General features: G+C 61.9%; 19 protein-coding genes and 2 riboswitches. Of the genes, 6 read left to right on the top strand and 13 right to left on the bottom strand.

Annotation, left to right across the window (positions count from 1 at the left end; all coding sequences use genetic code 11):
* Positions 1–20: 20 nt before the first annotated feature.
* Positions 21–4,202 carry a glycosyltransferase gene (locus QRN10_RS10110; RefSeq protein ID WP_285428329.1) on the bottom strand — a complete coding sequence of 1,394 codons (4,182 nt, stop codon included), beginning with the start codon at positions 4,200–4,202 and terminating at the stop codon, positions 21–23.
* Between the two features lie 138 nt (positions 4,203–4,340).
* Positions 4,341–5,246 (bottom strand): LysR substrate-binding domain-containing protein, encoded by a 906-nt coding sequence (locus tag QRN10_RS10105; protein ID WP_181077196.1) that lies wholly within the window; start codon positions 5,244–5,246, stop codon positions 4,341–4,343.
* Positions 5,247–5,426: 180 nt separating this feature from the next.
* Here QRN10_RS10105 and QRN10_RS10100 point away from each other — a divergent pair, with 180 nt between their 5' ends.
* Positions 5,427–5,771, top strand: coding sequence for a hypothetical protein (locus QRN10_RS10100; protein WP_285428328.1), 345 nt, complete (start codon positions 5,427–5,429; stop codon positions 5,769–5,771).
* A gap of 61 nt (positions 5,772–5,832) precedes the next feature.
* Here QRN10_RS10100 and QRN10_RS10095 read toward each other — a convergent pair whose 3' ends face one another.
* Entirely contained in the window at positions 5,833–6,069 is a 237-nt protein-coding gene (locus tag QRN10_RS10095; RefSeq protein WP_181077200.1) for a hypothetical protein, read from the bottom strand.
* Positions 6,070–6,295: 226 nt separating this feature from the next.
* On the opposite strand from QRN10_RS10095, the gene QRN10_RS10090 reads away from it, so the two are divergent.
* Entirely contained in the window at positions 6,296–6,853 is a 558-nt protein-coding gene (locus QRN10_RS10090) for an NADPH-dependent FMN reductase (RefSeq protein ID WP_181077202.1), read from the top strand.
* A 54-nt stretch (positions 6,854–6,907) separates the two neighbouring features.
* On the opposite strand, the gene poxB is transcribed toward QRN10_RS10090, so the two are convergent.
* Together poxB and QRN10_RS10080 are read right to left on the bottom strand one after the other, a co-directional pair.
* On the bottom strand, positions 6,908–8,632 hold the full coding sequence (gene poxB, locus QRN10_RS10085; protein WP_285428327.1) for a ubiquinone-dependent pyruvate dehydrogenase: 1,725 nt from the start codon (positions 8,630–8,632) through the stop codon (positions 6,908–6,910).
* Between the two features lie 77 nt (positions 8,633–8,709).
* The gene (locus QRN10_RS10080) at positions 8,710–9,942 is read right to left on the bottom strand and encodes an NADH:flavin oxidoreductase/NADH oxidase family protein (RefSeq protein ID WP_181077206.1); all 1,233 of its coding nucleotides are present in this window, start codon (positions 9,940–9,942) and stop codon (positions 8,710–8,712) included.
* Between the two features lie 71 nt (positions 9,943–10,013).
* Here QRN10_RS10080 and QRN10_RS10075 point away from each other — a divergent pair, with 71 nt between their 5' ends.
* On the top strand, positions 10,014–10,418 hold the full coding sequence (locus QRN10_RS10075) for a MerR family transcriptional regulator (protein WP_181077208.1): 405 nt from the start codon (positions 10,014–10,016) through the stop codon (positions 10,416–10,418).
* Positions 10,419–10,458: 40 nt separating this feature from the next.
* Here QRN10_RS10075 and QRN10_RS10070 read toward each other — a convergent pair whose 3' ends face one another.
* The 4 genes from QRN10_RS10070 to metH form a co-directional block, all read right to left on the bottom strand.
* Positions 10,459–10,953, bottom strand: a complete 495-nt coding sequence (locus tag QRN10_RS10070) for a DUF934 domain-containing protein (RefSeq protein ID WP_103734335.1) — start codon at positions 10,951–10,953, stop codon at positions 10,459–10,461.
* Positions 10,937–12,595: a nitrite/sulfite reductase gene (locus QRN10_RS10065; RefSeq protein WP_181077210.1), complete on the bottom strand. Its 1,659-nt coding sequence runs from the start codon at positions 12,593–12,595 to the stop codon at positions 10,937–10,939. The genes QRN10_RS10070 and QRN10_RS10065 overlap by 17 nt, the downstream gene beginning before the upstream one ends.
* Positions 12,596–12,989: 394 nt before the next feature.
* Positions 12,990–13,199, bottom strand: coding sequence for a DUF2970 domain-containing protein (locus QRN10_RS10060; protein ID WP_219855180.1), 210 nt, complete (start codon positions 13,197–13,199; stop codon positions 12,990–12,992).
* A gap of 71 nt (positions 13,200–13,270) precedes the next feature.
* Positions 13,271–16,981: a methionine synthase gene (metH, locus tag QRN10_RS10055; RefSeq protein ID WP_285428326.1), complete on the bottom strand. Its 3,711-nt coding sequence runs from the start codon at positions 16,979–16,981 to the stop codon at positions 13,271–13,273.
* Between the two features lie 164 nt (positions 16,982–17,145).
* Between metH and QRN10_RS10050 the strand changes: the two genes are divergently transcribed.
* Together QRN10_RS10050 and nfuA are read left to right on the top strand one after the other, a co-directional pair.
* Complete coding sequence (locus QRN10_RS10050; RefSeq protein WP_285428325.1) at positions 17,146–19,440, top strand: fatty acid cis/trans isomerase; 2,295 nt, start codon at positions 17,146–17,148, stop codon at positions 19,438–19,440.
* Positions 19,441–19,534: 94 nt separating this feature from the next.
* Positions 19,535–20,119 (top strand): Fe-S biogenesis protein NfuA, encoded by a 585-nt coding sequence (nfuA, locus tag QRN10_RS10045; protein ID WP_034097045.1) that lies wholly within the window; start codon positions 19,535–19,537, stop codon positions 20,117–20,119.
* 343 nt (positions 20,120–20,462) lie between these two features.
* On the opposite strand, the gene cobM is transcribed toward nfuA, so the two are convergent.
* From cobM to QRN10_RS10025, 4 genes are all read right to left on the bottom strand, one after another.
* Positions 20,463–21,209, bottom strand: a complete 747-nt coding sequence (cobM, locus tag QRN10_RS10040; RefSeq protein WP_181077218.1) for a precorrin-4 C(11)-methyltransferase — start codon at positions 21,207–21,209, stop codon at positions 20,463–20,465.
* Positions 21,210–21,279: 70 nt separating this feature from the next.
* Positions 21,280–21,672, bottom strand: a complete 393-nt coding sequence (locus QRN10_RS10035; protein ID WP_253506950.1) for a cobalamin biosynthesis protein — start codon at positions 21,670–21,672, stop codon at positions 21,280–21,282.
* Positions 21,669–22,361 carry a CbtA family protein gene (locus tag QRN10_RS10030; RefSeq protein ID WP_285428323.1) on the bottom strand — a complete coding sequence of 231 codons (693 nt, stop codon included), beginning with the start codon at positions 22,359–22,361 and terminating at the stop codon, positions 21,669–21,671. Before QRN10_RS10030 ends, QRN10_RS10035 begins: the two co-directional genes overlap by 4 nt.
* Before the next feature lie 11 nt (positions 22,362–22,372).
* Positions 22,373–22,561, bottom strand: coding sequence for a CbtB domain-containing protein (locus tag QRN10_RS10025; protein WP_181077224.1), 189 nt, complete (start codon positions 22,559–22,561; stop codon positions 22,373–22,375).
* 98 nt (positions 22,562–22,659) lie between these two features.
* Positions 22,660–22,876: riboswitch (cobalamin riboswitch) on the bottom strand.
* A gap of 42 nt (positions 22,877–22,918) precedes the next feature.
* Positions 22,919–23,117: riboswitch (cobalamin riboswitch) on the top strand.
* 91 nt (positions 23,118–23,208) lie between these two features.
* On the opposite strand from QRN10_RS10025, the gene cobW reads away from it, so the two are divergent.
* Complete coding sequence (gene cobW, locus QRN10_RS10020) at positions 23,209–24,270, top strand: cobalamin biosynthesis protein CobW (protein ID WP_277526665.1); 1,062 nt, start codon at positions 23,209–23,211, stop codon at positions 24,268–24,270.
* Position 24,271 lies beyond the last annotated feature (1 nt).

Raw genomic sequence — 24,271 nt, 5'->3', positions numbered from 1 at the left:
GTCTTCAAGCCCCGGAGCAGTCACGAATCGATCCATGAATGCGCTCCACCGACCTTGATCTGCAGCTGCTCACGGAACGTCAGGTAGTGTTGCCTGGCCGCTTGTATGCGCTGTTGAAGCCCTTCAGGCGCGCTGATGCCTTTGCTCGCGTAGTACTCAAGGATATGGTTTTCCAGGTCGAACACCTTGCCCGGTTGAAGCCGGCCATTGATCTGCTGGGTCTCCTTGTTCACGCCATCGAAACCAATGTCATAAATGTCGGGACGTCGGGACTTCAGTACGTCGTCAAACAGCGTGGGGCCGACAGTTTCAAAAATCCTGCCTTCATATGCCAGAAACTCCGGGGTGTAGTCGACGGTACCGCTGGCGTTCCGGGTGGTGGTCGGGCGGTTGGTCTCGAAGTAGGTTTTGTTCAGGGTAAAGCGGCGATTCATCTCGGCGATCATTTCAGCGATGACCGGGTTGTCCGCTTGGGTGGCGAAGTTGCTGGTATTGAAGAACGGTCGGTAGTGGCTCAGCTTATGGGTCACCGGCCGGCTGACCATCACGTCCGAGTCTCCGGCAGTCAGGCCCGGTAGGCCCACCGCACCCTGGATCAGGTCATCGGTGTCCAGGTAGATTCCACCGTAGGTATCCATCATCGGATAGCGCGCTACGTCGGACGCGGCGGCGAGGTTCTTGCCTTGGCCGCGACGGAAATACGCATACATGTCGGTGTTTTGCAGAGATTGAAAAAAGCCTTCTTCCTGCAGGTTTACCACGTTGAGCCCCGGCGCATCCGCAGCCAACCGGCGCTTGATCGCCTGAAACTGCGCCGGGGTGTCGGCATCGACGTGCACAAGGCTGGTGAAGCCAGGCATCTTCTCGGCGTTTTTGGCCATGTTGCTCACCATTGCCGCAGGTATATCGCCACCGGCCCAGAAATAGTGGATCTGTCGGGGAATGGCTCTGACGTTTTTCGGCGCCTCCAATACCGCCGGCGACGGCGCGTCGATAAACCTGAAACTATGGGCATCCAGCTGCCTGGCCTGTTTCATTTTGGCGAGCGTTCCCAGTTGCCACTTGTTCTTTGCGCTTCGCCAGAAATACAAGGGTGTTTTGCCGTCCGTATCGACGCCTCCGCGCCAGGCGCCGACCTGGCCGTCGAAGCTGACGATATGATTGATGCCGTTGTAGTTGAGGGTGTACGGATTGGCAGAATTGGTGCGTATTTTTATGTCGTCTATCGGGACGATGTAGGTGTTCTGGTCAAGCTTCCATTTGGGCAACGTGTCCGGCTGCCCGCCGAGTAGACGCTGGGCGGTGACCGAGGGTTCCCAGCCCGCGCCGCCCAAATCCCGGACGGCAATCGAGGCGCTGCCTGCGGTGGGATGCAGGATCACGCGCTGGCCGTCCTCGAGCCTGGATTGATAGAGCCTGCCGTCGATTTTTACGTACTCTTTATTGCCGGGGCCGGCGTAGACGTTGGCCTGCAGGCCCTTGACCCGCAGCCCCGCGGGCTCGACCCTGACCTCGTAGTCCAACAGTGACGGCGATTGAAGGACTCTGACGTCTGCGCCAGTCGCCGCGACAGCGGGTTGAAAGCGCTCCAGCGGCGCGCCATAGGGCAACCCCTTGACTGCGTCGTAGGCATGCCACTGACCCTTGCGGAACACCGCTGCGCCTTCCAGGTGCAGATCGCCCGCCCGGTAGCTGCCTACGGCCGCCAGGCCATGCTGCGTGCCGGCCGCCTTGAGCATGTCGTAGCTGCCGCTGGCACCCCTGAGTGCATGGATAGCCTGCCGTCCGACGCTGGCGCCGCTGCGCACCAGCGCCCCCGTACGCCTGAGCAGGTCGCCCGTGCCACTCAACGGGTTGAGCGCCTCGGCCGCGACCGTGCCCAGGAAGCGCGCCGCTTTTGTCGCGCCGGCCACGCTTGTCACACCTTTGGCAAACGCCTTGCCCGCTTGGCCGGCCTTGCCGATTCCCAGGGTGACCAGGCCGATCGCATCCAGGCCAAGGTCAAGCAGGCCATCGGCAACATGGCCGTGCATGAAATTGACCGTGGCCGACCTGAGTGGGATCAGGTTAAGTAGGAATTCGCCGACGGCGTCATCGCCGGCGGCGCTCAGGTCGTAGGAGTTCATGCCTCTGGCATGGTGGAGCAGGTCGTCGTTATGCAGGTCCAGGGAACGTGCGAACACCTTGGCGATGTAGTCGGTGCGCGCCGAGTCAAATACCTGTGGCGTGTCCGAAGCGGCGATCGCCTCTCTGGCGTGTTCGGTGTGTTCATCCTCGAACGGCTTGAAGGCCACGGTTTTATACAAAGTGCTGGCGTGTCTGGTTTCCAGCCCGGCGTAGGGCGGCGAGTACCTTGTCGCCAGGTAATTATGTTGGGTAATCGTGCCGGCGCGCGTGTCAATGCGATACACATTGACCTGGCCATTGCGCGTGGTTTTTACATCGAGGGTATGCCCTCGTTTGCTCAGGGTCTTGGTCGAGAAGTCCAGGCCTATCTTGTATTCGTGGGTATGAAAGAACTCGAGTGCGCCGTACTCGAGGTTTTGTCGATCCTGCGGCGGCAGTGTCGAGATCAGGTATCGGGTCAGGCCCGCGTGGCCTTTTTCCAGGGTGGCGATGGCCTGCCTGTAACCCTCGGTGAACGCATCGGCTACGGTCAGCTTGCCGCTGGCGGACTTGTCGCAGAACGCCTGGATGGGAATCCGCGGGTCGTTGGTGACCCAGTGTTCTGCCTTGTCGTGCACGACCGTGTCGCCCTGCATCACGATGTCCAGCATCGAGTGCTCGCCGGGGAAGCGAGCTGGCCGGCCTTCGCGCAAGCTGGCCTTGACGAGGCTTTGGGCCTTGAAAACGCTGTCGGCGACCCCGGGAAACTGCGCCCTGAGCAGCTCCAGCGCCATCGCTTCGCGCTCTGGAACAGGCGTTGCAAGGGCGATGGCCGTGGCCTGCAGATGCTCCTGCCTGGTGATAAAGCGTTGTCGGATTTGCGCGTCCGTGGGCGGCGGGTCGGTATTCAACAGGCCGTTGACCGCCGCCCAATCATTCAGCGCGTCGCGTTGAATGCGTTGGATGAGCGCCGCATCGACATCGACGGACTCGGCGGCGGCCAGCACTTCGCTGTAACTCATCGTGAGCACGCGCCCTGGCGACTGCGCTTCCAGCCTGGCCGCCGCGATTGTCAGTTGGGTCCAGGGGATACTGCCGTAAGTCACGCTCGGCGGGATGTCCTTGACCAGGTGCTGTGGGGCGACGCGGGCCAGCAATACGCGGGCCGCCAGGTCGGCCGCTGCCGCCGTCGTGCGCCCGTGCACCACCAGGTGCCGGCTCAAGCGTTCGATCACCTCGACGGCGGGTTTGCCCCAATGCTGGCGTTGCCCAAGGTCAAAACCGGCGACGCTGTTGCGCGCCGGGGTGCCGAGGGATTCGGGGTCCAGGCTCAGTTGGATGGCCGCCAGCAGGTAATCGTTGACGCTGGCAGGCGTCGCAATGCCACCCAACCTGGATTGAATGACCTTGCCCAGCGCCTGCGCCCTCGCCGAGCCCAGCAGCGCCTCGGTTGCGTTGCTGGTTTTCTTCAAGTCAATGTTCGCCAGGTCGCTGTCTGCCAGCAGATAACCCAGCACCCCTTTATTGCGCGCGGCCAATGGCAATCCGGGCAGGGTTGAGCCGGGTTCATCGAGCAGGTCGATGATGGTTTGCCGATCGTGCGTGTTCAGGGGCAACGGCCATGACAGCGCGCCGCTGAAGTTGCCCAGGGGATGGGTCTGCGCGTGTCGGGTCGCGAGCTGATACAGCGCGAGCAGGTCGTCCATGCGGGTCGGGACGGGTAAACCGCTGCCGTTGAGGTAGGTGCGAAGGTCGACGACGCTGCGGGCGGGGGGCAGAGGGTGCTGTTGGTAGTAATCCGAGTCTTCACACACCGACAGGGTACGGCCGCTCAGCAACTGCTCGACATCGCGGTGTCGATCTCCCTGGCCGGTGTCGACGGCTTCCTTCAACAGCCCGCGCAGCACCGTCGCCAGTGCCTGCCAGTTGCAGCGTTCGGCAAAGGCTTTTTTCAGCGCGGCCGGATTGTCCAGTTCGTCAGCAGGCGACGTGTCCGTCGCACTCCCGAGCGCTTGCGGACGGGGGCCTGGACGATGCTCAGGGTGGGGCAGGGCCAATTGAGAAAGAGGGGGAGTGGCAGGTTGAATGGCGTTCACGAGAAACCGTCCCTGGGTAGTCGAATGTCGCCTGCAAGCAAGCGCGGCGAGGTCAACGACTGTGTGCGAAAAGCCGGGGATCAGGTTCCCGCCTGACTGTCAGGGGGTGTGTCGAAAACAGCGGTGGCGGGCGGGGGATTACGCTGCGGGCGTACCGCTCAGCAGTGCCTGGGCTTTGTGGGTGATGATTTCCAGCAAAGCGTTCAATGCCGGCGAGGGTGCGGCGTCTTTCAGGGTCAGCGAGTAAAGGATGACGGGCATCGGCGGCGACACCGGGCACGCGTCCAGGCCGGACTCGCGCACGCCAAGGGCGGTGAACGGGTCGACAATCGCCAGCCCTTCTCCCGCCTCGACCATGCTGCGCATCATCTGGTAGGTCTGCACCCGTGTCTGCACCACCGGTAACGGGCGTAACGCCTGCAGCTTGGCATCCAGCAGGCGGCTCAGCGGGTCATGACCCTCCAACCCGATCATGGACTGGCCGGCCAGGTCTTGCAGGGCGATGTATTTCTGCTTCGGCTTGAGCCAGCCATGGGGCGCCAGCAGCTGCAGCTTGCCTTGGGCCAGCACGGTACTGAGAATCTGCGGGTGTTCCGGGTCGTGCAGGCTCAGGCCTACGTCGGCTTCGTGCAACAGCAGGCTTCTGACAATGTCGCGGGTCGGCTGGCTTGACAGGTTGCACGGCGTGTCTTGAAAGCGACGGCGCAGCAGGGCGATGCTCTGCGGCAGCAGGTGGTTGGCCAGAGGCGGGGTGCACAGCGCGCGCAGTGTCGGGGCATGGTGATGTTTGAGGCGGCCGGCCAGGCGTTGCAGCGGTTCGAGTGCTTCGTAGACAGGCGCGATCTGCGCCTGCAGCTCCAGGGTTTCGCGCGTGGCCTGCAGACGCCCGCGCACACTGGCGAACAGCATGAAGCCCAGTTGCTGCTCGGCATCCTTGAGCGTCGCGTCCACGTCGCCCACGGGAAGTTGCAACCACTCGGCGGCCGTGCCGAGGTGTCCGGTCTGCAAAATGGCCTGAATCACTTCGATATGACGTAAACGCATCGCCGGAGTCTATGTGCAGCGCGGTGGGGTTTCAATGGCACCGACCTCGATGCGCAAAAAAGACTGCGCGGGTTGCTCACACCTATGGCGTTCGGCCATGGCCCCACTAGAATGGCGCGTCTGAACATCGATGACCAAAGCCGCCCACGGCACTTACAACAAAAACAGGTCGGGTCTCACATGCCAATTCCCTCGCGCTTTTTCGGGATAACGGCCAAGCAGCTCCTGGTGTTGGTGACCGTGGGGTGCGTGGCTGCCTATCTCTTCAATAACCACGACGAAACCCTGCCGGAAAACCTCGCCCTTGAAACCTTCATTCGGGACCAGGAGCAGGTGGGCGAACAGGTGGGGGCGGTGCTGGGCATTGCCTTGGCGCGGCAGATACAGGCGTATCCGGCCAATGGCGCGCCGGGCTACAAGCGTTCGACGTACACGGTCGAAGGGGAGCGAGGGCGGCTGATGGTGACCCTTAAGCAGGTCGAAGGGGAGGCGGGCGCCGAAGTGACGGAGATTCGCCGGCCCTGATCGCCCAGCCCAGTCAACGCCATCAATGGCCGGGACTGAGCAGGCAGAAACGGGCGAGATATCAGGAGGCGGGCGTGGACTGCGACTCGCGGACCAGAATCGTTCCCGACTGGATCAGTTTGAATTCATCGCCTTCCAGTTTTTCTACACGATCGCCAATGGCCAGCTTGTAGGTGGTGGTAGGGGCCGAGCCAGCCAGGTCGCCGTGCGCCGGGGTGGATTCCTGGAATTCATGCACCGAATACACGCGTCCTTCTGCGTCTCTGGCATGGAATTGTCCGACAAGTACTGCTGCCATCTGTTTAGAACCTCTGGAGATAAACACTCGATTTTCGGTTGTGTAGACCGTCATTGAGCGGGGTAGTTTGCCTACCGAAAAAAAATACTATTCGTAGGGCGTTTTGAGACGTTTCCTACGCGGGAAGGCGCAAGGCAAACCCGTGGGCAACTTCAGATGCTGCTGGTGAACAGGCGGCGAAGACTTTATAACTACAACTTCCTTAGTCCAACGTCGGGAAACTTCAATGAGCAAGGTCTACACGATCGCCGTCCTGGTGGGCAGCTTGAGAAAAGACTCCATCAACCGCAAAGTCGCGCTGGCACTGGCCGACCTGGCCCCCGCCAACCTGAAGTTGAACATCGTGGAAATCGGCGATCTGCCGCTCTACAACGAGGACATCGACGGTGCATCACCGCCGGCAGCCTACAGCACTTTCCGTCAGCAGGTGAGTTCATCCGACGCGGTGCTGTTCGTGACCCCGGAATACAACCGTTCCGTACCGGCCCCATTGAAAAACGCGATTGACGTTGGCTCGCGCCCTTATGGCAAAAGTGCCTGGAGCGCCAAGCCGGGGGCGATCATCAGCGTGTCGCCGGGTGCGATTGGCGGCTTCGGCGCCAACCACCACCTGCGCCAGTCCCTGGTATTCCTCGATGTATGGTGCATGCAGCAGCCGGAAGCCTATCTGGGCGGCGCGGGCAGTGTGTTCGATGAGGCGGGGAAGGTGTCGGAGAAAACCAGGCCGTTTTTGCAGGCATTCATTGATGCCTACGCCAAATGGGTGGAAAAACAGAGCGCTTGAATCGGTACTCGTTATCCAATGTGGGAGGGGCAAGCCCTCTCCCACAGTATTGGCTCAGCGCAACCAGTTAGTCCTCGCCAACTCGATCACCTCATCGCCACGGCCACTCATCACCGCCTTGAGCATGTACAGGCTGAACCCTTTGGCCTGCTCCAGCTTGATGCTTGGCGGCATCACCAGTTCCTGGGTCGCGGTGACCACATCCACCAGCACCGGGCCATCATGGGCCAGGGCGCGGCGCAAGGCCGGCTCCAGGTCTTCGGATTGCTCCACGCGAATGCCGAGAATGCCCATGGCATTGGACATGGCGGCGAAATCCGGGTTTTTCAGTTCGGTGCCGGCCTCCAGGTAACCGGCCGCCTTCATCTCCATGGCGACAAACCCCAGCGACGCGTTATCGAACACGATGACTTTGACCGGCAGGTTCAATTGCGCCAGTGAGATGAAATCCCCCATCAGCATGGCAAAGCCACCGTCGCCGGACATCGAGATCACCTGGCGCCCAGGGAACGCTGCCTGTGCGCCGATCGCCTGCGGCATCGCATTGGCCATGGAGCCATGGTTGAACGAGCCGATCAGGCGGCGCTTGCCATTCATCTTCAAGTAGCGCGCGGCCCACACGGTGGGCGAACCGACGTCGGCGGTGAAGATCGCATCCTCGTCCGCCAGCTCGCTGAGCAGGCGTGCGACGTACTGCGGGTGAATCGGCCGATTGGCTTTCGACGGCTGTGCGAGGTCGTCCAGGCCCTGGCGGGCTTTTTCATAGTGCTTGAGCGACGTATCGAGAAAGCTGCGGTCGGTCTTGCGGGTCAGGCGCGGCAGCAGAGCGTCCAGGGTTTCACTGACGTCGGCGGCGATGCCCAGGTCAAGGGTGGCGCGTCGGCCGAGTGCCTGGGGGTCGCGGTCGATCTGAATGATTGTGGCGTCGGTGGGGTAGAACTGGCGATACGGGAAGTCGGTGCCGAGCATGATCAGCGTGTCGCAGTCGAGCATGGCGTGGTAACCGGAGCTGAAGCCGATCAGGCCCGTCATGCCCACGTCGAACGGATTGTCCCACTCCACATGCTCTTTGCCGCGCAACGCGTGCACCACCGGCGCGCCGAGGGTGTCGGCCAGGGCGACGACTTGGTTATGGGCACCGGCGCAGCCGCTGCCGCACAGCAGGGTGACTTTCTGGCTGCTTTGCAGGATCTCGACCAAGCGTTGCAGGTCCTGCTCCGCCGGTAAGGTGCGCGGCGCGTGCAGGGCGGGCCAGGGTTTAAGCTTGTCTTCGACTTCCAGCAGCGACACATCACCCGGAATCACCACCACGGCCACGCCGCGATTGAGAATCGCCGAGCGCATGGCGCGGTGCAGCACCTGGGGCATTTGCGCAGGGTTGCTGACCAGTTCGATAAAGTGGCTGCATTCCTTGAACAACTCCTGGGGATGGGTTTCCTGGAAGTAATTCAGGCCGATCTCGGACGACGGAATCTGCGCGGCAATTGCCAGTACCGGCACATGGTTGCGATGGCAGTCGAACAAGCCATTGATCAAGTGCAGGTTGCCCGGCCCGCAACTGCCGGCGCACACGGTCAGCTCACCGGTGGCGGCCGCTTCGGCACCGGCGGCGAAGGCGGCCACTTCTTCGTGGCGCACATGCATCCACTCAATGCTGTCCATGCTGCGCAGCGCGTCGGTCAGCCCGTTGAGGCTGTCACCGGTCAAACCCCAGATGCGCTTGATGCCCGCCTGTTCCAGGGTGCTCGCCAATTGCTGGGCCAGGTTGATTTTCGCCATGAAGAACTCCAATCGTCAGTGAGGTTAAAAGCTGCTGATCAATAGGGGACAGTTCGATCACGGCGAATGCTCCGCCTTTAATGTGAAGATTGCGTCATGCTGGCACGATACTGGCGGGTACGCCGAGCGATAAACCACTGATCGCGCACCAGCGCCATGCACGGCGCAACCTTGGGCCTGGGCAGGCGACCACGGCTCAGGCGGCGCATCTGGTCGCGTACCACGGCCAGGGTGGCGAGGGCGGCAAGCGGCTTGCGCCGCCATTGGATCGGTTTGAGTTGCGGGTTGGGGTCGCGGCCTTCGCGCCAGTGCTTGAGCAATTGCGGTTCCAGGGTCAGCGCGGTGGCGATGCCGGCCATGGCGATGCCGCTGTCCAGCACTTGCTGCACGATGGGCAGGCGACGAATACCGCCCGTCACCATCAACGGCATGGTGGCGATGCTTGCCAGCTCCTTGGCAAATTCCAGAAAGTACGCTTCGCGCGCCAGGGTCCGCCCGTCCCGCGCGTCGCCCTGCATGGCGGGTGCTTCATAGCTGCCGCCGGACAATTCGAGCAGATCGATGGGCAGCGGGTTGAGCATCTCGACCACGGCGCGTGCGTCCGCTGCATCGAAGCCGCCGCGCTGGAAGTCCGCCGAGTTGAGCTTGACTGCTACGCAGAACGACGGGCTGACACTGGCGCGCACGGCGTGGATCACTTCCAGCAGCAGGCGTGCGCGGTTTTCCAGGGAGCCGCCCCAGCGGTCGGTGCGGTGGTTGCTCAATGGCGAGAGAAACTGGCTGATCAAGTAGCCATGCGCGCCGTGGATCTGCACGCCGCTGAACCCGGCCTTTTCGGCCAGGCGCGCGCTGGTGGCGAAGCGCTGGATCACGTCCTGGATATCGTCCTCGGTCATGGCCCGAGGGGTGGCGAACATCTTTGAGAAACTGCCCAGGTCCAGCGCGATGGCCGACGGCGCCAGGGCTTGCTGGCCGAGGTTGGCCATGGTCTGGCGGCCTGGATGGCTGAGTTGAACCCAGAAATGCACACCCTTGGCCCGTGCCACCTCGGCCCATTCGCGGAAGCTGTCCAGGTGCTCTTCGTTTTCCAGCGCGACGCCGCCGGGGCCGGTCATGGCGCGGCGGTCGATCATTACGTTGCCGGTCAGCAACAGGCCCGGCTCGCCGTCAGCCCAGGCCTTGTACAGTTGCTTGAGTGCGTGGGAGGGCGCTTGGTTGAGGTCGGCCATGTTTTCTTCCATCGCGGCTTTGGCAATGCGGTTGGCGATGATCTGGCCATTGGGCAGTTGCAAGGGTTCGAACGGTGACATGGGTTGACTCCTGAGCGGGGGAGGCCTCAGGCTAAGCTTAAAGTTAACTTTAATGTCAAGCAGGTATCGCAATGAATATCGGAGAGCTGGCAAAACAGAGTGGACTGGCCGCCTCGCGCATTCGTTTTTACGAGGCCGAAGGACTGATCAGCCAGGTGGGGCGTCAAGCCAATGGCTATCGGCGCTATGCACCGGAAGCGTTGCAGACCTTGCAGTTGATACAGAGCGCGCAACAGGCGGGGTTTACCTTGCAGGAACTCAAGGCGCTCATGCCGGCTCCGGGGGAGCACAAGCGCGAGGAGTTGATTGAGGCGCTGCAGCGCAAGGTGCAGCAGATCGAAGAAATGCAGGCGCATTTGGCGCACAGCAAAGCGCAGTTGCTGGGCGTGATCGAGGCGGTACGGGCACAGCCGGAAGGCGTGCCGTGCTCGATGGGGCAGAAGCAGGTGCTGGCGTCGATCAAACTCAACCGATAAAAAAGCCCTGGCATGCCAGGGCTTTTTCATGTGCGCCAACTCAGCGGCGACGGAACAGCGGAAGCGGCTCGTCAGTGGCGGCCTGGTAGGTCACCGAGAAATCCTTCAGGCTTTCCAGCGCTTCGTACGGGTCTTTGTCGGCGCGCAAGGCGAAGGCATCGAAGCCGCAGCGGTGCAGGTAGAACAACTGGTCGCGCAATACGTCGCCGATCGCCCGCAGTTCGCCCTTGTAACCGTAGCGATCACGCAGCAGTCGGGCGTTGGAGTAGTTGCGCCCGTCGGTGAAGGCCGGGAAATTCAGGGCGATGACCTGGAAGTGCTCCACGTCCGCGCCGATTTCTTCGGCTTCTTCATCGGCGTCCAGCCACACACCCAGGCCGCCGTCGCGGGCCTTGAGGGCATGGCCGTGTTCGCGCCACAGCGCCAGCGGCACGATCAGGTCGTCGCAGTTGGAAATGCCGTCGAAGCTCGCGTCCTTGGGCAGCAGGTGCCAAGTTTCGTCGACGACTTCGTTGTTCTTAATGATTCGCTGCATAGACGCGCTCCTTGAACAGGTCGATGCCGATGCGCTGGTAGGTGTCGATGAAGCGCTCATCTTCGGTGCGCTGTTCGATGTACACATCGATCAGTTTACCGATCACGTCAGGCATGGCTTCCTGGGCGAAGGACGGGCCGAGGATCTTGCCCAGGCTCGCATCGCGGCTGGCGCTGCCACCCAGGGACACTTGGTAGAATTCTTCGCCTTTTTTGTCCACGCCCAGAATGCCGATGTGGCCGACGTGGTGGTGACCGCAGGCGTTCATGCACCCGGAGATGTTCAGGTCCAGCTCACCGATGTCGAACAGGTAGTCCAGGTCGTCGAAACGGCGCTGGATCGATTCGGCGATCGGGATCGACTTGGCGTTGGCCAGGGAGCAGAAGTCGCCGCCCGGGCAGCAGATGATGTCGGTCAACAGGCCGATGTTCGGCGTGGCGAAACCGTTCTCGCGCAGCTCTCCCCACAGGGTGAACAGTTGGCTCTGCTCCACGTCCGCCAGGATGATGTTCTGTTCGTGCGACGTGCGCAGCTGACCGAAGCTGTAGCGCTCGGCCAGGTCGGCAACCGCGTCCAGCTGTTTATCGGTGATGTCGCCCGGGGCGACGCCGGTGGGCTTGAGCGACAGGGTCACGGCCACATAGCCCGGCTTCTTATGCGCCAGGGTGTTGCGCGTACGCCAACGGGCGAAGCCTGGGTGTTGTTGGTCGAGGGCGGCGAGTTCGGCGTCCTGATTGCTCAGGGCCTTGTACTCGGGGTCGACGAAATGCTTGGCGACGCGGTGCACTTCGGCGTCGGTCAGGGTGGTCTGGCCACCGCGCAGGTGTTCCATCTCGGCCTCGACCTTCTGGGCGAACACCTCAGGGGTCAGCGCCTTGACCAGGATCTTGATCCGGGCTTTGTACTTGTTGTCGCGACGGCCGTAGCGGTTGTAGACCCGCAGGATAGCGTCGAGGTAGCTCAACAGATCCCGCCACGGCAGGAACTCGTTAATAAACGCGCCGACCACCGGGGTACGGCCCAGGCCGCCACCGACCAGGACGCGGAAGCCCAGCTCGCCTGCGGCGTTGTACACCGGCTCCAGGCCGATATCGTGAACTTCGATAGCGGCACGGTCCGAGGTCGAGCCATTGACGGCGATCTTGAACTTGCGCGGCAGGTAGGCGAATTCGGGGTGAAAGGTGGTCCACTGGCGAATGATTTCACACCAGGGGCGCGGGTCGATCAGCTCATCGGCGGCTACCCCGGCGAATTGGTCGGTGGTGACGTTGCGCAGGCAGTTGCCGCTGGTCTGGATCGCGTGCATCTGCACGGTGGCCAGTTCAGCCAGAATGTCCGGCACATCTTCAAGCGCCGGCCAGTTGAACTGCACGTTCTGACGGGTGCTGATGTGGGCATAGCCTTTGTCGTAGTCGCGGGCAATCCTGGCCATCATGCGTGTCTGGCGCGACGTCAGCTGGCCGTAAGGCACGGCCACGCGCAGCATCGGCGCAAAGCGCTGAACATACAGGCCATTTTGCAGGCGCAGAGGGCGGAACTCTTCTTCGCTCAGTTCACCTGCCAGATAGCGTCGGGTCTGATCACGGAACTGCTTGACGCGGTCCTCGATGATGCGCTGATCGTATTCGTCGTATACGTACATATAGGTCCTGTTCTCGGCAAATCTGCGCGCACGGCCGCGCACTCCCAACGGAGCCGGCGCACGATACCAGTTTGCGTTTATGCGCAAAAGTGATGTTTGAGTATATGCAAATAACCAAAATGTCTAATGCGAAGGATTCTCTCGATACCCTTATTTGTCATGCGGGCAATCATCGACTTTACTGTCATCGAGTCTTAGTGCGATCACCTATAAAACCGACAAGAGGCGATGCGATGAGCAATCCTACAAAAGCCCGTAAACCCGACAGTACCGTGGATGCATGGGCCATCCTGTTCCTGATTATCCTGGTCGTGGGCACCGCCGTTTTCTGGGTCAGCCATCAGTAACAGGCCGGTGTCGAGCGGATCGGCAACCGGGTGGACGCGTTGCTGCGTTAAACGCCGGCCACGTGCAGCACCAGCTTGACGATGCCGAACAGGGTCAGTGCAAACACCAGCGTAAACAGGATGCCCAGGACCACAAAATGGCTGGGCTTGCCGTGGGTGAAGTCACGGGCTCGATTCTTGCCGCTTTGCACGCCGAAGGCGGCGGCCACCACGCTGTGCAGCATCTGCCAGAAGGTCGGCGGTTTGTGCTCGTCCATAGGTCCCTCCACACTCGGTGTATGAGGGACAGCATAGACAATCCGTCACGTGCCGGCGCGACGCCCAGGGATCAGTTGTCGTAGCCCAGGTTCGGCGCCAGCCAGCGTTCGGTCACGGCCAGGTCCTGGCCTTTGCGCGCGGCGTAGCGGGTGACCTGATCCTTGTCGATCTTGCCCACGGCAAAGTATTGCGCCTGTGGGTGGGCGAAGTACCAGCCGCTGACCGCCGCCGCCGGGAACATGGCGTAGTGCTCGGTAAGGAACACGCCGCTGCGCCCGGCCTGCATTTCGCGGGCTTGGGGGTCGAGCAGTTGGAACAGTTGCGCCTTCTCGGTGTGATCCGGGCACGCCGGGTAGCCGGGGGCAGGGCGGATGCCGCTGTACTGCTCCTTGATCAGGGCTTCGTTATCCAGCTGTTCGTCCTTGGCGTAACCCCAATGTTCCTTGCGCACCTGCTGGTGCAGCCACTCGGCGCACGCTTCGGCCAGGCGGTCGGCCAGGGCCTTGACCATGATCGAGTTGTAGTCGTCGCCCGCGTCCTGGTACGCCTTGGCCACTTCTTCGGCGCCGATGCCGGCAGTGGTGATAAAACCGCCGATGTAGTCGGTGACGCCACTGCTCTTGGGCGCGACGAAGTCGGCCAGGGAGAAGTTCGGCTTGCCATCGGTCTTGATGATCTGCTGGCGCAGGTGATGCAGCTTGGCAAGCGTCTGGCCATCGTCGCCGTAGACTTCCAGGTCATCCTCGTCGACCTGGTTGGCTGGCCAGAAACCGAACACTGCACGAGCGCTGATGAGTTTTTCGTCGATCAGCTTGTCGAGCATGGCCTGGGCATCGGCGTACAGCGCGGTCGCCGCTTCGCCCACCACCTCATCGGTGAGAATGCGCGGGAATTTGCCGGCCAGGTCCCAGGAAATAAAGAACGGCGTCCAGTCGATGTATTCGGCCAGCACCCTCAGGTCGATATTGTCCAGCACCTTGGCGCCAGTGAAGGTCGGCGTTACCGGGGTGTAGCCGGCCCAGTCGAACTGCGGCTTCTTGGCGATGGCCGCCGCGTAGCTCAGGCGCTCGGTGCGCGCGCTGCGGTTGGAGGTGCGTTCGCGCACTTCGATGTAGTCCTGGCGAGTCTTCTCGACAAAGCCGGCTTTCAATTCCTTGGACAGCAGTTGCGTGGCCACGCCCACTGCGCGCGAGGCGTCGGTCACGTAGATCACCGCATCGTTGCTGTATTTGGGCTCGATCTTCACCGCCGTATGCGCCTTGGAGGTGGTGGCGCCACCAATCATCAGCGGCAGGTGGAAGTCCTGGCGCTGCATCTCGCGCGCCACGTGCACCATCTCGTCCAGGGACGGCGTGATCAGGCCGGACAGCCCGATGATGTCGCACTTCTGCTCCTTGGCCACCTGCAGGATTTTCTCCGCCGGTACCATCACGCCGAGGTCGACGATGTCATAACCGTTGCACCCCAGCACCACGCCCACGATGTTCTTGCCGATATCGTGCACATCGCCCTTCACCGTAGCCATCAGGATCTTGCCTTTGGCTTCCGGCTTGTCGCCTTTTTCCAGCTCGATGAACGGGATCAAGTGGGCCACGGCCTGTTTCATCACGCGGGCGGATTTCACCACCTGGGGCAGGAACATTTTGCCGGCGCCGAACAGGTCGCCAACGATGTTCATCCCCGACATCAGCGGGCCTTCGATCACTTCGATCGGGCGCGCGAATGACTGTCGCGACTCCTCGGTGTCTTCGACGATATGGGTGGTGATGCCCTTGACCAGCGCATGCTCCAGACGCTTGTTGACGTCCCAGCCGCGCCACTCTTCGGTTTCGGCTTCCTTGACGCTGCCGTCGCCCTTGAACTTGTCGGCGATGGCGAGCAGGGCGTCGGTGCCCTCCGGCGTGCGGTTGAGCACCACGTCTTCCACGGCATCACGCAGCTCGGCCGGGATCTGGTCGTAGATCTCCAACTGGCCGGCGTTGACGATACCCATGGTCAGCCCCGCACGGATCGCGTGCAGCAGGAACACCGAATGGATCGCTTCGCGCACCGGGTTGTTGCCACGGAACGAGAACGATACGTTGGACACGCCGCCGGATGTCAGCGCATAGGGCAGCTCATCGCGGATATATGCGCAGGCATTAATAAAGTCGACCGCGTAGTTGTTGTGTTCCTCGATGCCGGTGGCGACCGCGAAGATGTTCGGGTCGAAGATGATGTCTTCCGGCGGAAAACCCACTTCATTGACCAGAATGTCATAGGAGCGTTTGCAGATTTCTTTCTTGCGCGCTTCGGTGTCGGCCTGGCCGGCTTCGTCGAACGCCATTACCACCACCGCCGCGCCGTAGCGTTTGCACAGCCTGGCGTGGTGAATGAACTGCTCGACGCCTTCCTTCATGCTGATGGAGTTGACGATGCCCTTGCCCTGGATGCACTTGAGCCCGGCCTCGATCACCTCCCACTTGGAGGAGTCGATCATGATCGGTACGCGGGAGATGTCCGGCTCGCCGGCAATCAGATTGAGGAAGGTCACCATGGCCTTCTTCGAATCGAGCATGCCCTCGTCCATGTTGATGTCGATCACCTGGGCGCCGGCTTCCACCTGCTGCAGGGCGACTTCCAGGGCTTCGGTGTAGTTGTCCTCGCGGATCAGCCGGGCGAACTTGGCGGAACCGGTGATGTTGGTGCGTTCGCCGACGTTGACGAACAACGAGCTGCGGTCGATGGTGAACGGCTCCAGCCCGGACAGGCGGCAGGCCTTGGGAATGTCCGGGATCACGCGCGGCGCGTAACCGGCCACGGCCTTGGCGATGGCCTCGATATGCCCCGGCGTGGTGCCGCAGCAACCGCCGACGATATTGAGAAAGCCGCTCTGGGCGAATTCTTCGATGACCTTGGCGGTTTGTGCGGGCAACTCGTCGTATTCGCCGAATTCGTTAGGCAGGCCGGCGTTGGGGTGCGCCGACACATGGGTATTGGCCTTGTTGGACAGCTCTTCCAGGTACGGGCGCAGTTCGCTGGCGCCAAGGGCGCAGTTCAGGCCCACGGAAATCGGCTTGGCATGGGCCACCGAGTTCCAGAACGCTTCGGTCGTCTGCCCCGACAGGGTGCGGCCGGAGGCGTCGGTGATGGTGCCGGAGATCATGATCGGCAGCTCAAGGTTCAGCTCCTCGAACACGCCTTGCACGGCGAAGATCGCGGCTTTGGCGTTGAGGGTGTCGAAAATGGTTTCGATCAGGATCAGGTCGGCGCCGCCTTCGATCAGGCCCTTGGTGGCCTCGGTGTAGTTTTCCACCAGTTCATCGAAGGTCACGTTGCGATAGCCGGGGTTATTGACGTCGGGCGACAGCGAGCACGTGCGGCTGGTGGGGCCGAGTACGCCGGCGACGAAACGCGGCTTGGCCGGGTTTTCGGCGGTCTTGGCGTCGGCAATCCTGCGCGCCAGGCGTGCGCCTTCGACGTTCAGTTCATAGGCCAGTTCTTCCATGCCGTAGTCGGCCATGGAAATGCGCGTGGCGTTGAAGGTGTTGGTTTCGAGGATGTCGGCACCGGCATCCAGATAAGCCTTTTCGATCCCGCCGATCACGTCCGGACGGGTGATCACCAGCAGGTCGTTGTTGCCCTTGACGTCGCTGGGCCAGTCGGCAAAGCGTTTGCCCCGGTAGTCGTGTTCTTCCAGTTTATAGCTCTGAATCATCGTGCCCATGCCACCGTCGAGGATCAGGATGCGTTCCTTGAGGGCGTGGTGAAGGGCTTGCAGACGCGCGCTACGATCGGACATGGGACTACTCTGGTCAGGCATTACGGAGGGTAGGGATCATAGCAAACCTGTGCCGATTTTGAGCATGCCTGGATTTGCATGAATATCGTTCATGTTGCCCCGCTGCATGGCCCGGTAGAATCACCGCCAATTTTTCTGCGCACCCCTTGATTCGGGACCGATCCATGTCACTTCGTTTACTCGTCGGGGCCGTGCTGGCCTTGCTCGCCAGCACTGTCCAGGCGCAGGGTCCCGTACCGGCGATCTCCTATACCCGCGATATCCAGCCGATTTTCACCGAGAAGTGCGTGGCCTGCCATGCGTGTTACGACTCCGCCTGCCAGTTGAACCTGGGCAGCGGCGAAGGCGCGGCACGGGGTGCGAGCAAAGTACCGGTCTACGATGGCGAACGCAGCCAGGCAACCAAACCGACGCGTCTGTTCTACGACGCCTTCGGTAAAGCCGCCTGGCAACGCGAGGGGTTCAGCTCGGTACTGGATGCCCAGGGCAGCCAGGCTGCCTTGATGGCGCGCATGCTGGAACTGGGTCATCGCCGTACTCCGCTGACGCCCAACGGCAAACTGCCGGACGACATAGTGCTGGGCCTCAATCGCGAAAACATGTGCCCCTTGCCGGGGGAGTTCGACGCCTATGCCGGCGCGCATCCCAACGAAGGCATGCCGCTGGCGGTCACCGGGCTGACCGACGCGCAATACCAGACACTGCAACGCTGGCTGGCGTCCGGGGCCAGCATCGATGAGCAAGGCGTGGCGCCAAGCGCCAGCGAAGCCGCGCAGGTGTTGCAATGGGAAAACCTGCTTAACGCCCCAGGCGCTCGCGAGAGCCTGGTGGCGCGCTGGTTGTTCGAGCACCTGTTTATTGCCCATTTGTATTTCGACGGTGGCGAGCCGGGGCACTTTTTCCAATGGGTGCGCTCGCGTACCCCCAGCGGCCAGCCGATTGACCTGATCAACACCCGTCGCCCCAACGATGATCCGGGCACGCGGATCTACTACCGTCTCTGGCCGGTGCAGGGCGTGATCGTGCACAAGACCCACATCACTTACCCACTCAGCGCAGCCAAAATGGCGCGAATCAAAGCGCTGTTTTACGGCAGCGATTGGCAAGTCAGTGCGATGCCGGGCTACGGACCCGGTCGCCGCGCCAACCCGTTCGAAACGTTCGAGGCGATCCCGGCCAAGGCGCGTTACCAGTTCATGCTGGATAACGCCGAGTACTTCGTGCGCACGTTTATTCGCGGGCCGGTATGCCGTGGGCAGATCGCCACGGACGTGATCCGCGACAACTTCTGGGCGTTGTTCCAGGACCCGGACCATGACCTGTACGTCACCGATGCACGTTATCGCGGCCAGGCCACGCCGTTGCTGGCCATGCCGGGGCAGAACGATGACGTCGGCAGTGTGCTCAGCCTGTGGCTCAAGTACCGCGACAAGCGCAATCAATACGAAGCGCTGCGCCGCGACAGCTACGCAGACCTGCCGGCGCCAAGCTGGTCAACCCTGTGGGCCGGCAATGACAATGCGTTGTTGAGCATCTTTCGTCACTTCGACAGTGCCTCGGTCAATAAAGGCCTGATTGGAGAGGTGCCGCAGACAATGTGGCTGTTCGATTACCCGCTGCTGGAGCGCACCTATTACCAGCTGGTAGTCAATTTCGATGTATTCGGCAACGTATCGCACCAGGCCCAGACCCGTCTGTACTTCGACCTGATCCGCAATGGCGCCGAGCAGAACTTCCTGCGTCTGATGCCGGCCGACGCCCGTGAGGACTACCTCGACGATTGGTACCAGAACAGCGGCAAGCTCAAGCTGTGGCTGGACTACGAAGCGATCGACGACGACACACCCACCGGCCTGCACCTGGATAAAAAAGATCCGAAGCGCGATTTCGCCCAACAACTGCTCGCCCGCTACGGTGACTTGAACGCCAGCCCCGACCCGATCAACCGGTGTACCGGTGCCTATTGCTCGCGTGAAGGCATCGACCCGGCGCTGCAGGACGTCGATCAGGCCCTCAGCCGTCTCGCCTCACGCCCGGCGGCAGGGCTCAAGGTGATCAATCAATTGCCCGAAGCCACGATGCTGCGCGTCGAAACACCGGGCGGCAAACGTGAGGTCTACAGCCTGTTGCGCAACCGTGCGCACAGTAACGTGGCGTTCCTGTTGGGCGAGGCGTATCGCTATCAACCAGGGCTGGACACGCTGACGGTCTACCCTGGGGTGCTGAGCAGCTACCCGAACTTCATATTCAATCTCCCCGCCGGGGAGGTGCCGGAGTTCGTCTCCCGCATGGAGCAGGCCCAGGATGCCGAAAGCTTCGAGAAAATTGTCGATCGCTGGGGCGTGCGCCGCAGCCATCCGCAGTTCTGGAAGTACTTCCACGACCTGTCGCGCTACCTGCACGAGACCAGTCCATTGGAAGAGGGCGTGTTGGACATGAACCGTTATCAAAACCTCTGACGTGTGCGGTTGGGCTTTTCCGACAAAAACACTAGGACTTTGTAACTCTGTAATGATTTGGCGTAAACTGCCGGCAAGCCTGTGAGGAGTTTCCATGACTGCCATAACCATTACCGACGCCGCCCACGATTATCTGGCCGACCTGCTGTCCAAGCAGAACACCCCGGGTATCGGCATCCGCGTCTTTATCACCCAGCCCGGCACCCAATACGCCGAGACCTGCATTGCCTACTGCAAGCCTGGCGAAGAGAAACCTGAAGACACCGCCCTGGGGCTCAAAAGCTTCACTGCGTATATCGATAGCTTCAGCGAAGCGTTTCTCGACGATGCAGTGGTTGATTACGCCACCGACCGTATGGGCGGCCAACTGACCATCAAGGCGCCGAACGCCAAGGTGCCGAACGTCAACGCCGACAGCCCGGTCAACGAGCGCATCAACTATTACCTGCAAACCGAAATCAACCCAGGGCTGGCGAGCCACGGCGGCCAGGTCAGCCTGATCGACGTAGTCGAGGATGGCATCGCCGTGTTGAAGTTCGGCGGCGGCTGCCAGGGCTGCGGCCAGGCCGACGTGACCTTGAAGGAAGGCATCGAGCGCACCTTGCTTGAGCGCATTCCGGAGCTCAAGGGCGTACGTGACGTGACTGACCACACGCAGAAAGAAAACGCCTACTACTGAGTAAGGTGTTCACTGCAAACAAAAAAACGGCGCCCCGTGAGCGCCTTTTTTTTATGGTTTAAATTCAGGTGGTTACGCTATATATCTCATAAGTTGGATCAGGTAGTGCGAAGGTTTGCCTGGGATTCTGGTGAGTCAGCGTCGATATTCGTTTACTGAAGGGCCTTATCGGGGGCGAGCCCCCTCCCACATGAAGCAACCTCACAGCGACCAGTGAACGCGGTCAACTGTGGGAGGGGGCTTGCCCCCGATAGCGCCGGATCAGCAACCCGGCCGCCCACTGATAAACCCCTATAAAAATAAATTAAATCAAAAGCTTATATCAAATTGATAAAGTTATTTATCAAGGTCGATAAAGGTGTGCATGCCCCGCCCGATACAACGAGGATTCACTGAAACCGTCACTGGCCAGCACCCGACCCACCACAATCAACGCCGTGCGCCGAAAACCTTTGGCGGCGACTTTCTCGGTGATATCCCCCAGCGTGCCCACCGCCCAATCCTGATCCGGCCAGGTCGCGCGATGCACCACGGCGATCGGGCAATCCGCGCCGTAATGCGGCAGCAGTTCGGCGACGATCTTTTCCAGATGGTTGACCCCCAGATGAATCGCCATGGTGGTGCCATGTTGCGCCAGGCTGGCGAACTCCTCGCCGGCAGGCATGCGGGTCTTGTCGGCATAGCGCGTCAGAATCACGCTCTGGGCGATATCCGGCAGGGTCAGTTCGGCTTCCAGCAAGGCCGCGCAAGCGGCAACGGCGGTGACACCGGGGACGATCTGGAACGGGATGCCCAGCTCACGCAAGCAGCGAATCTGCTCGCCAATTGCCCCATACAGGCTAGGGTCGCCGGAATGTACCCGCGCCACATCGAAGCCTTTGGCGTGGGCGGTCTTGATCAGTTCGATGATCTGTTCCAAGTGCAGCTCAGCGCTGTTGACCACCTGTGAGGCCTGATGCCCCTCCAGCACCGCGGCCGGCACCAGCGAGCCGGCATAGATGATCACCGGGCAACTGCGGATCAATCGCTGGCCCTTGACGGTGATCAATTCCGGATCGCCGGGGCCGGCGCCGATAAAGTAGACGGTCATGGAGCGTTCCTGTGAAAAAACGGGCGAGCATGAAGATTACTCATGATCGGGGAGGGCGATTATCGGGTTTTTAACCCGTGCAGGCCAATGCCACGGTGGCGTGGGCATTTTTGCGGCGGGTGATCAGCAGCCTGGCAGGGGCGCCGCTGATCTGTTCGGCCGCCGCCAGCGCGGCGCTTTCGGCAATGCCGTAACAGCCGGTATGGGCAAAAGCCACAATAGATTTGTGGCTCAGGCGCCCTTCATACGCCGCCAGATGTCGGGCGTTAAAGTCCAACAAGGGCAGGTTCAAGGCTGCGGCCAACGCCAGCAGCCCTGGTTCGGCCTGTTTCAGATCGATACTCGCCAGTGCGGCGAGCTGGCGGCGCTCGACGCCTGCTTCGACCAATGCCGCATCCAGCAACGCCAACAGAGTGTGCACCTCGCAACCTCGCTGGCAGCCCAGGCCGGCGACGAGGGTCATGCCGCGTAATGACTGTCGCCATGGCGACGGAACCACCACGCGCTGATCAGGCCCAGGGCCAGCCAGAACACCATGTTGGTCAGATGCGAGGCGATCTTAAACTGCGCTTCCAGCGCCTGCGGCGCCAGCATCGAATGCACGGCCGGCTGTGGCGCGCCAATCACATGGGGCACCGCCAGGATCGCCACGCCCAGGACTTTGAGCAGCACATTGCGACCGAACACCAGCAAGGCGATGCCGACCGCGGTGGACGCGGCGGTGCCGATCCACCAGGTCTGGCGCAGCGCCAGGTCAGCCGCTGCGGTGCCCGGCAGTTCCGGCGGCAGGCCCAGGGTCGGCGCCAGCACGAAGGTTGCGTAACCGGCCAGGCCCCACAGCAGGCCCTGGGCGGTGCGCGTCGGGGCCCGCAGGGTGTAGAGACCGGCCAGCATCAAGGCAAAACCGACGGCCACCACCAAGTTGCCGGCGGTGGTCGACAGCACGCGCTGCCAGCCGTCTTCCGGCTCCCAGGCTTCGGCGTCGTGGGTGTGCGCGGCGGTGCCGGCGGCGTGTTCATGGGCTGCCGGTGCCTGCTCGAAAGTCTCGGCCTGCAAAATCAGCGGTGCCACCCAGAAGCTTTGCAGCAGGGTCAGCAGCAAGGCGGCCAGCAGGCCGGTGAACCCCGCGGTTTGCGCAATACGCTTGATCATCTCGGCAGGCCTCAGTGGCACGGGAACGCGGCGCTGTGGCGGGTATCGTGGGCGGCGTTGTGCACCGCCTCGATGTGCGAGAAACCGGCGAAATACACCAGGCATGCGCCAAGGATCGACGCACCGATGGCGGCGGTCAGGCGTTGGCTCAGGGTAGTGGTGCCGCTGACGGCGGGCGAGGTGCTGCTGATGATCGACATGGCGCGTCCCTTTCAAGTGTCTGGGGTGGAGACGTGCGCATGAAAACCCCGCGAGCCGGGCTCGCAAGGTTTAAACAGCGCCCGCCCACCGCGGGTTTGTTATCTGATTTTTTCGGGCCGGTCTCCGGGCTTGCGAGGGGGCTCTGCCAGGAACCCTTAAAGCGTCGCCTTCCCATGCTCAAGCACAGTGGCCGTGACGCTTCGCTCGCTTACCGTTGCGGGGGCAGCACCGGACTTTTCACGCAGGCATCAACCTGGCGAATCACCGGTTTCCCGTTTCACCCTGTGAAGGGCACCCGAAACAAGATGTGTAGGAGAGCATGGGTGGCGGACGGTAGTCAAATGCGACCAGCCCCTGTAGCCTTGCACCCTCGAGGTTCTTCGGCCCAGGCCGAAGCTAAGAAGGGAACGCGGTCAAAGCCGCGGCTGCCCCCGCAACTGTGAAGGGTTCAGTTGACTGCCATGCCACTGCCATCAGGCGGGAAGGCGCAGTCGGCGCCGGTCGCGAGACCTGCACGCCCCAAGCCAGGAGACCTGCCTCGGCACCGATTTTCAATTCAACCGGGCGGGGTGATCCGGTGACGAAATCTGCTGCTGCGCGCCTGCGCAGGGCCATCGTCCCGTCTGCCCGCCCCCAAGGGCATCCGATGAAAACACTGGCCAAACTCCCCGTCACCATCGTTACCGGCTTTCTCGGCTCGGGCAAAACGACCTTGCTGCGCCATATGCTCGACAACGCCCAGGGCCGTCGCATTGCGGTGATCGTCAACGAGTTCGGCGAGCTGGGCATCGACGGCGAGATCCTCAAACAGTGCTCCATCGGTTGCACCGAAGAAGAAGCCAACGGCCGCGTGTACGAGCTGGCCAACGGCTGCCTGTGCTGCACGGTGCAGGAAGAATTCTTCCCGGTGATGCGCGAACTGGTTGCCCGTCGCGGCGACCTCGACCATATCCTGATCGAAACCTCGGGCCTGGCCCTGCCAAAACCCCTGGTACAAGCCTTCCAGTGGCCGGAAATCCGCAGCGCCTGCACGGTGGATGCGGTCATCACCGTGGTCGACAGCCCGGCCGTGGCCGCCGGCACTTTTGCCGCGTTCCCGGATCAGGTCGACGCCCAGCGCAAGCTCGACCCGAACCTGGACCACGAATCGCCGCTGCACGAACTGTTCGCCGACCAACTGGCCAGCGCCGACCTGGTGATCCTCAATAAATGTGACCTGATCAGTCCCGATGACCTGGCCCGTGTGCGCCTGGAAGTCGCCGAAGAACTGCCGCCGGCGGTGAAGATTGTCGAAGCCAGCAGCGGTCGCCTGCCTTTGGAGGTGCTGATCGGTCTGGGCGCAGGCTCCGAGGAACACATCGACGCCCGTCACAGCCATCACGATCACCACCACGACGGTGAAGACGATCATGATCACGACGCGTTCGACTCCATCTCCATCGATCTGCCCCAGGCCGACGAAGCGCTGCTGCTCGATGCCTTGACGCAACTGGTGGTGCAACACGGCATCCTGCGCGTCAAAGGCTTTGCCGCCATTCCCAACAAACCGATGCGCCTGTTGATCCAAGGCGTGGGTACGCGTTTCGACAAGCATTTCGATCGCGCCTGGACAGCCGACGAACCGCGCATCACGCGCCTGGTGCTGATCGGTCAGGACCTGGACGCGGCGGGCCTTGAAGCGCACCTGCGCGCCGCGCTCAGCGTTTAAC

This window comes from Pseudomonas sp. lyk4-R2A-8 (assembly GCF_030209095.1).
GTDB classification, from domain to species: Bacteria; Pseudomonadota; Gammaproteobacteria; order Pseudomonadales; family Pseudomonadaceae; genus Aquipseudomonas; species Aquipseudomonas quebecensis.
The sequence above is the reverse complement of the archived record's forward strand: the minus strand, read 5'-3'. Positions and strand labels throughout refer to the sequence as shown.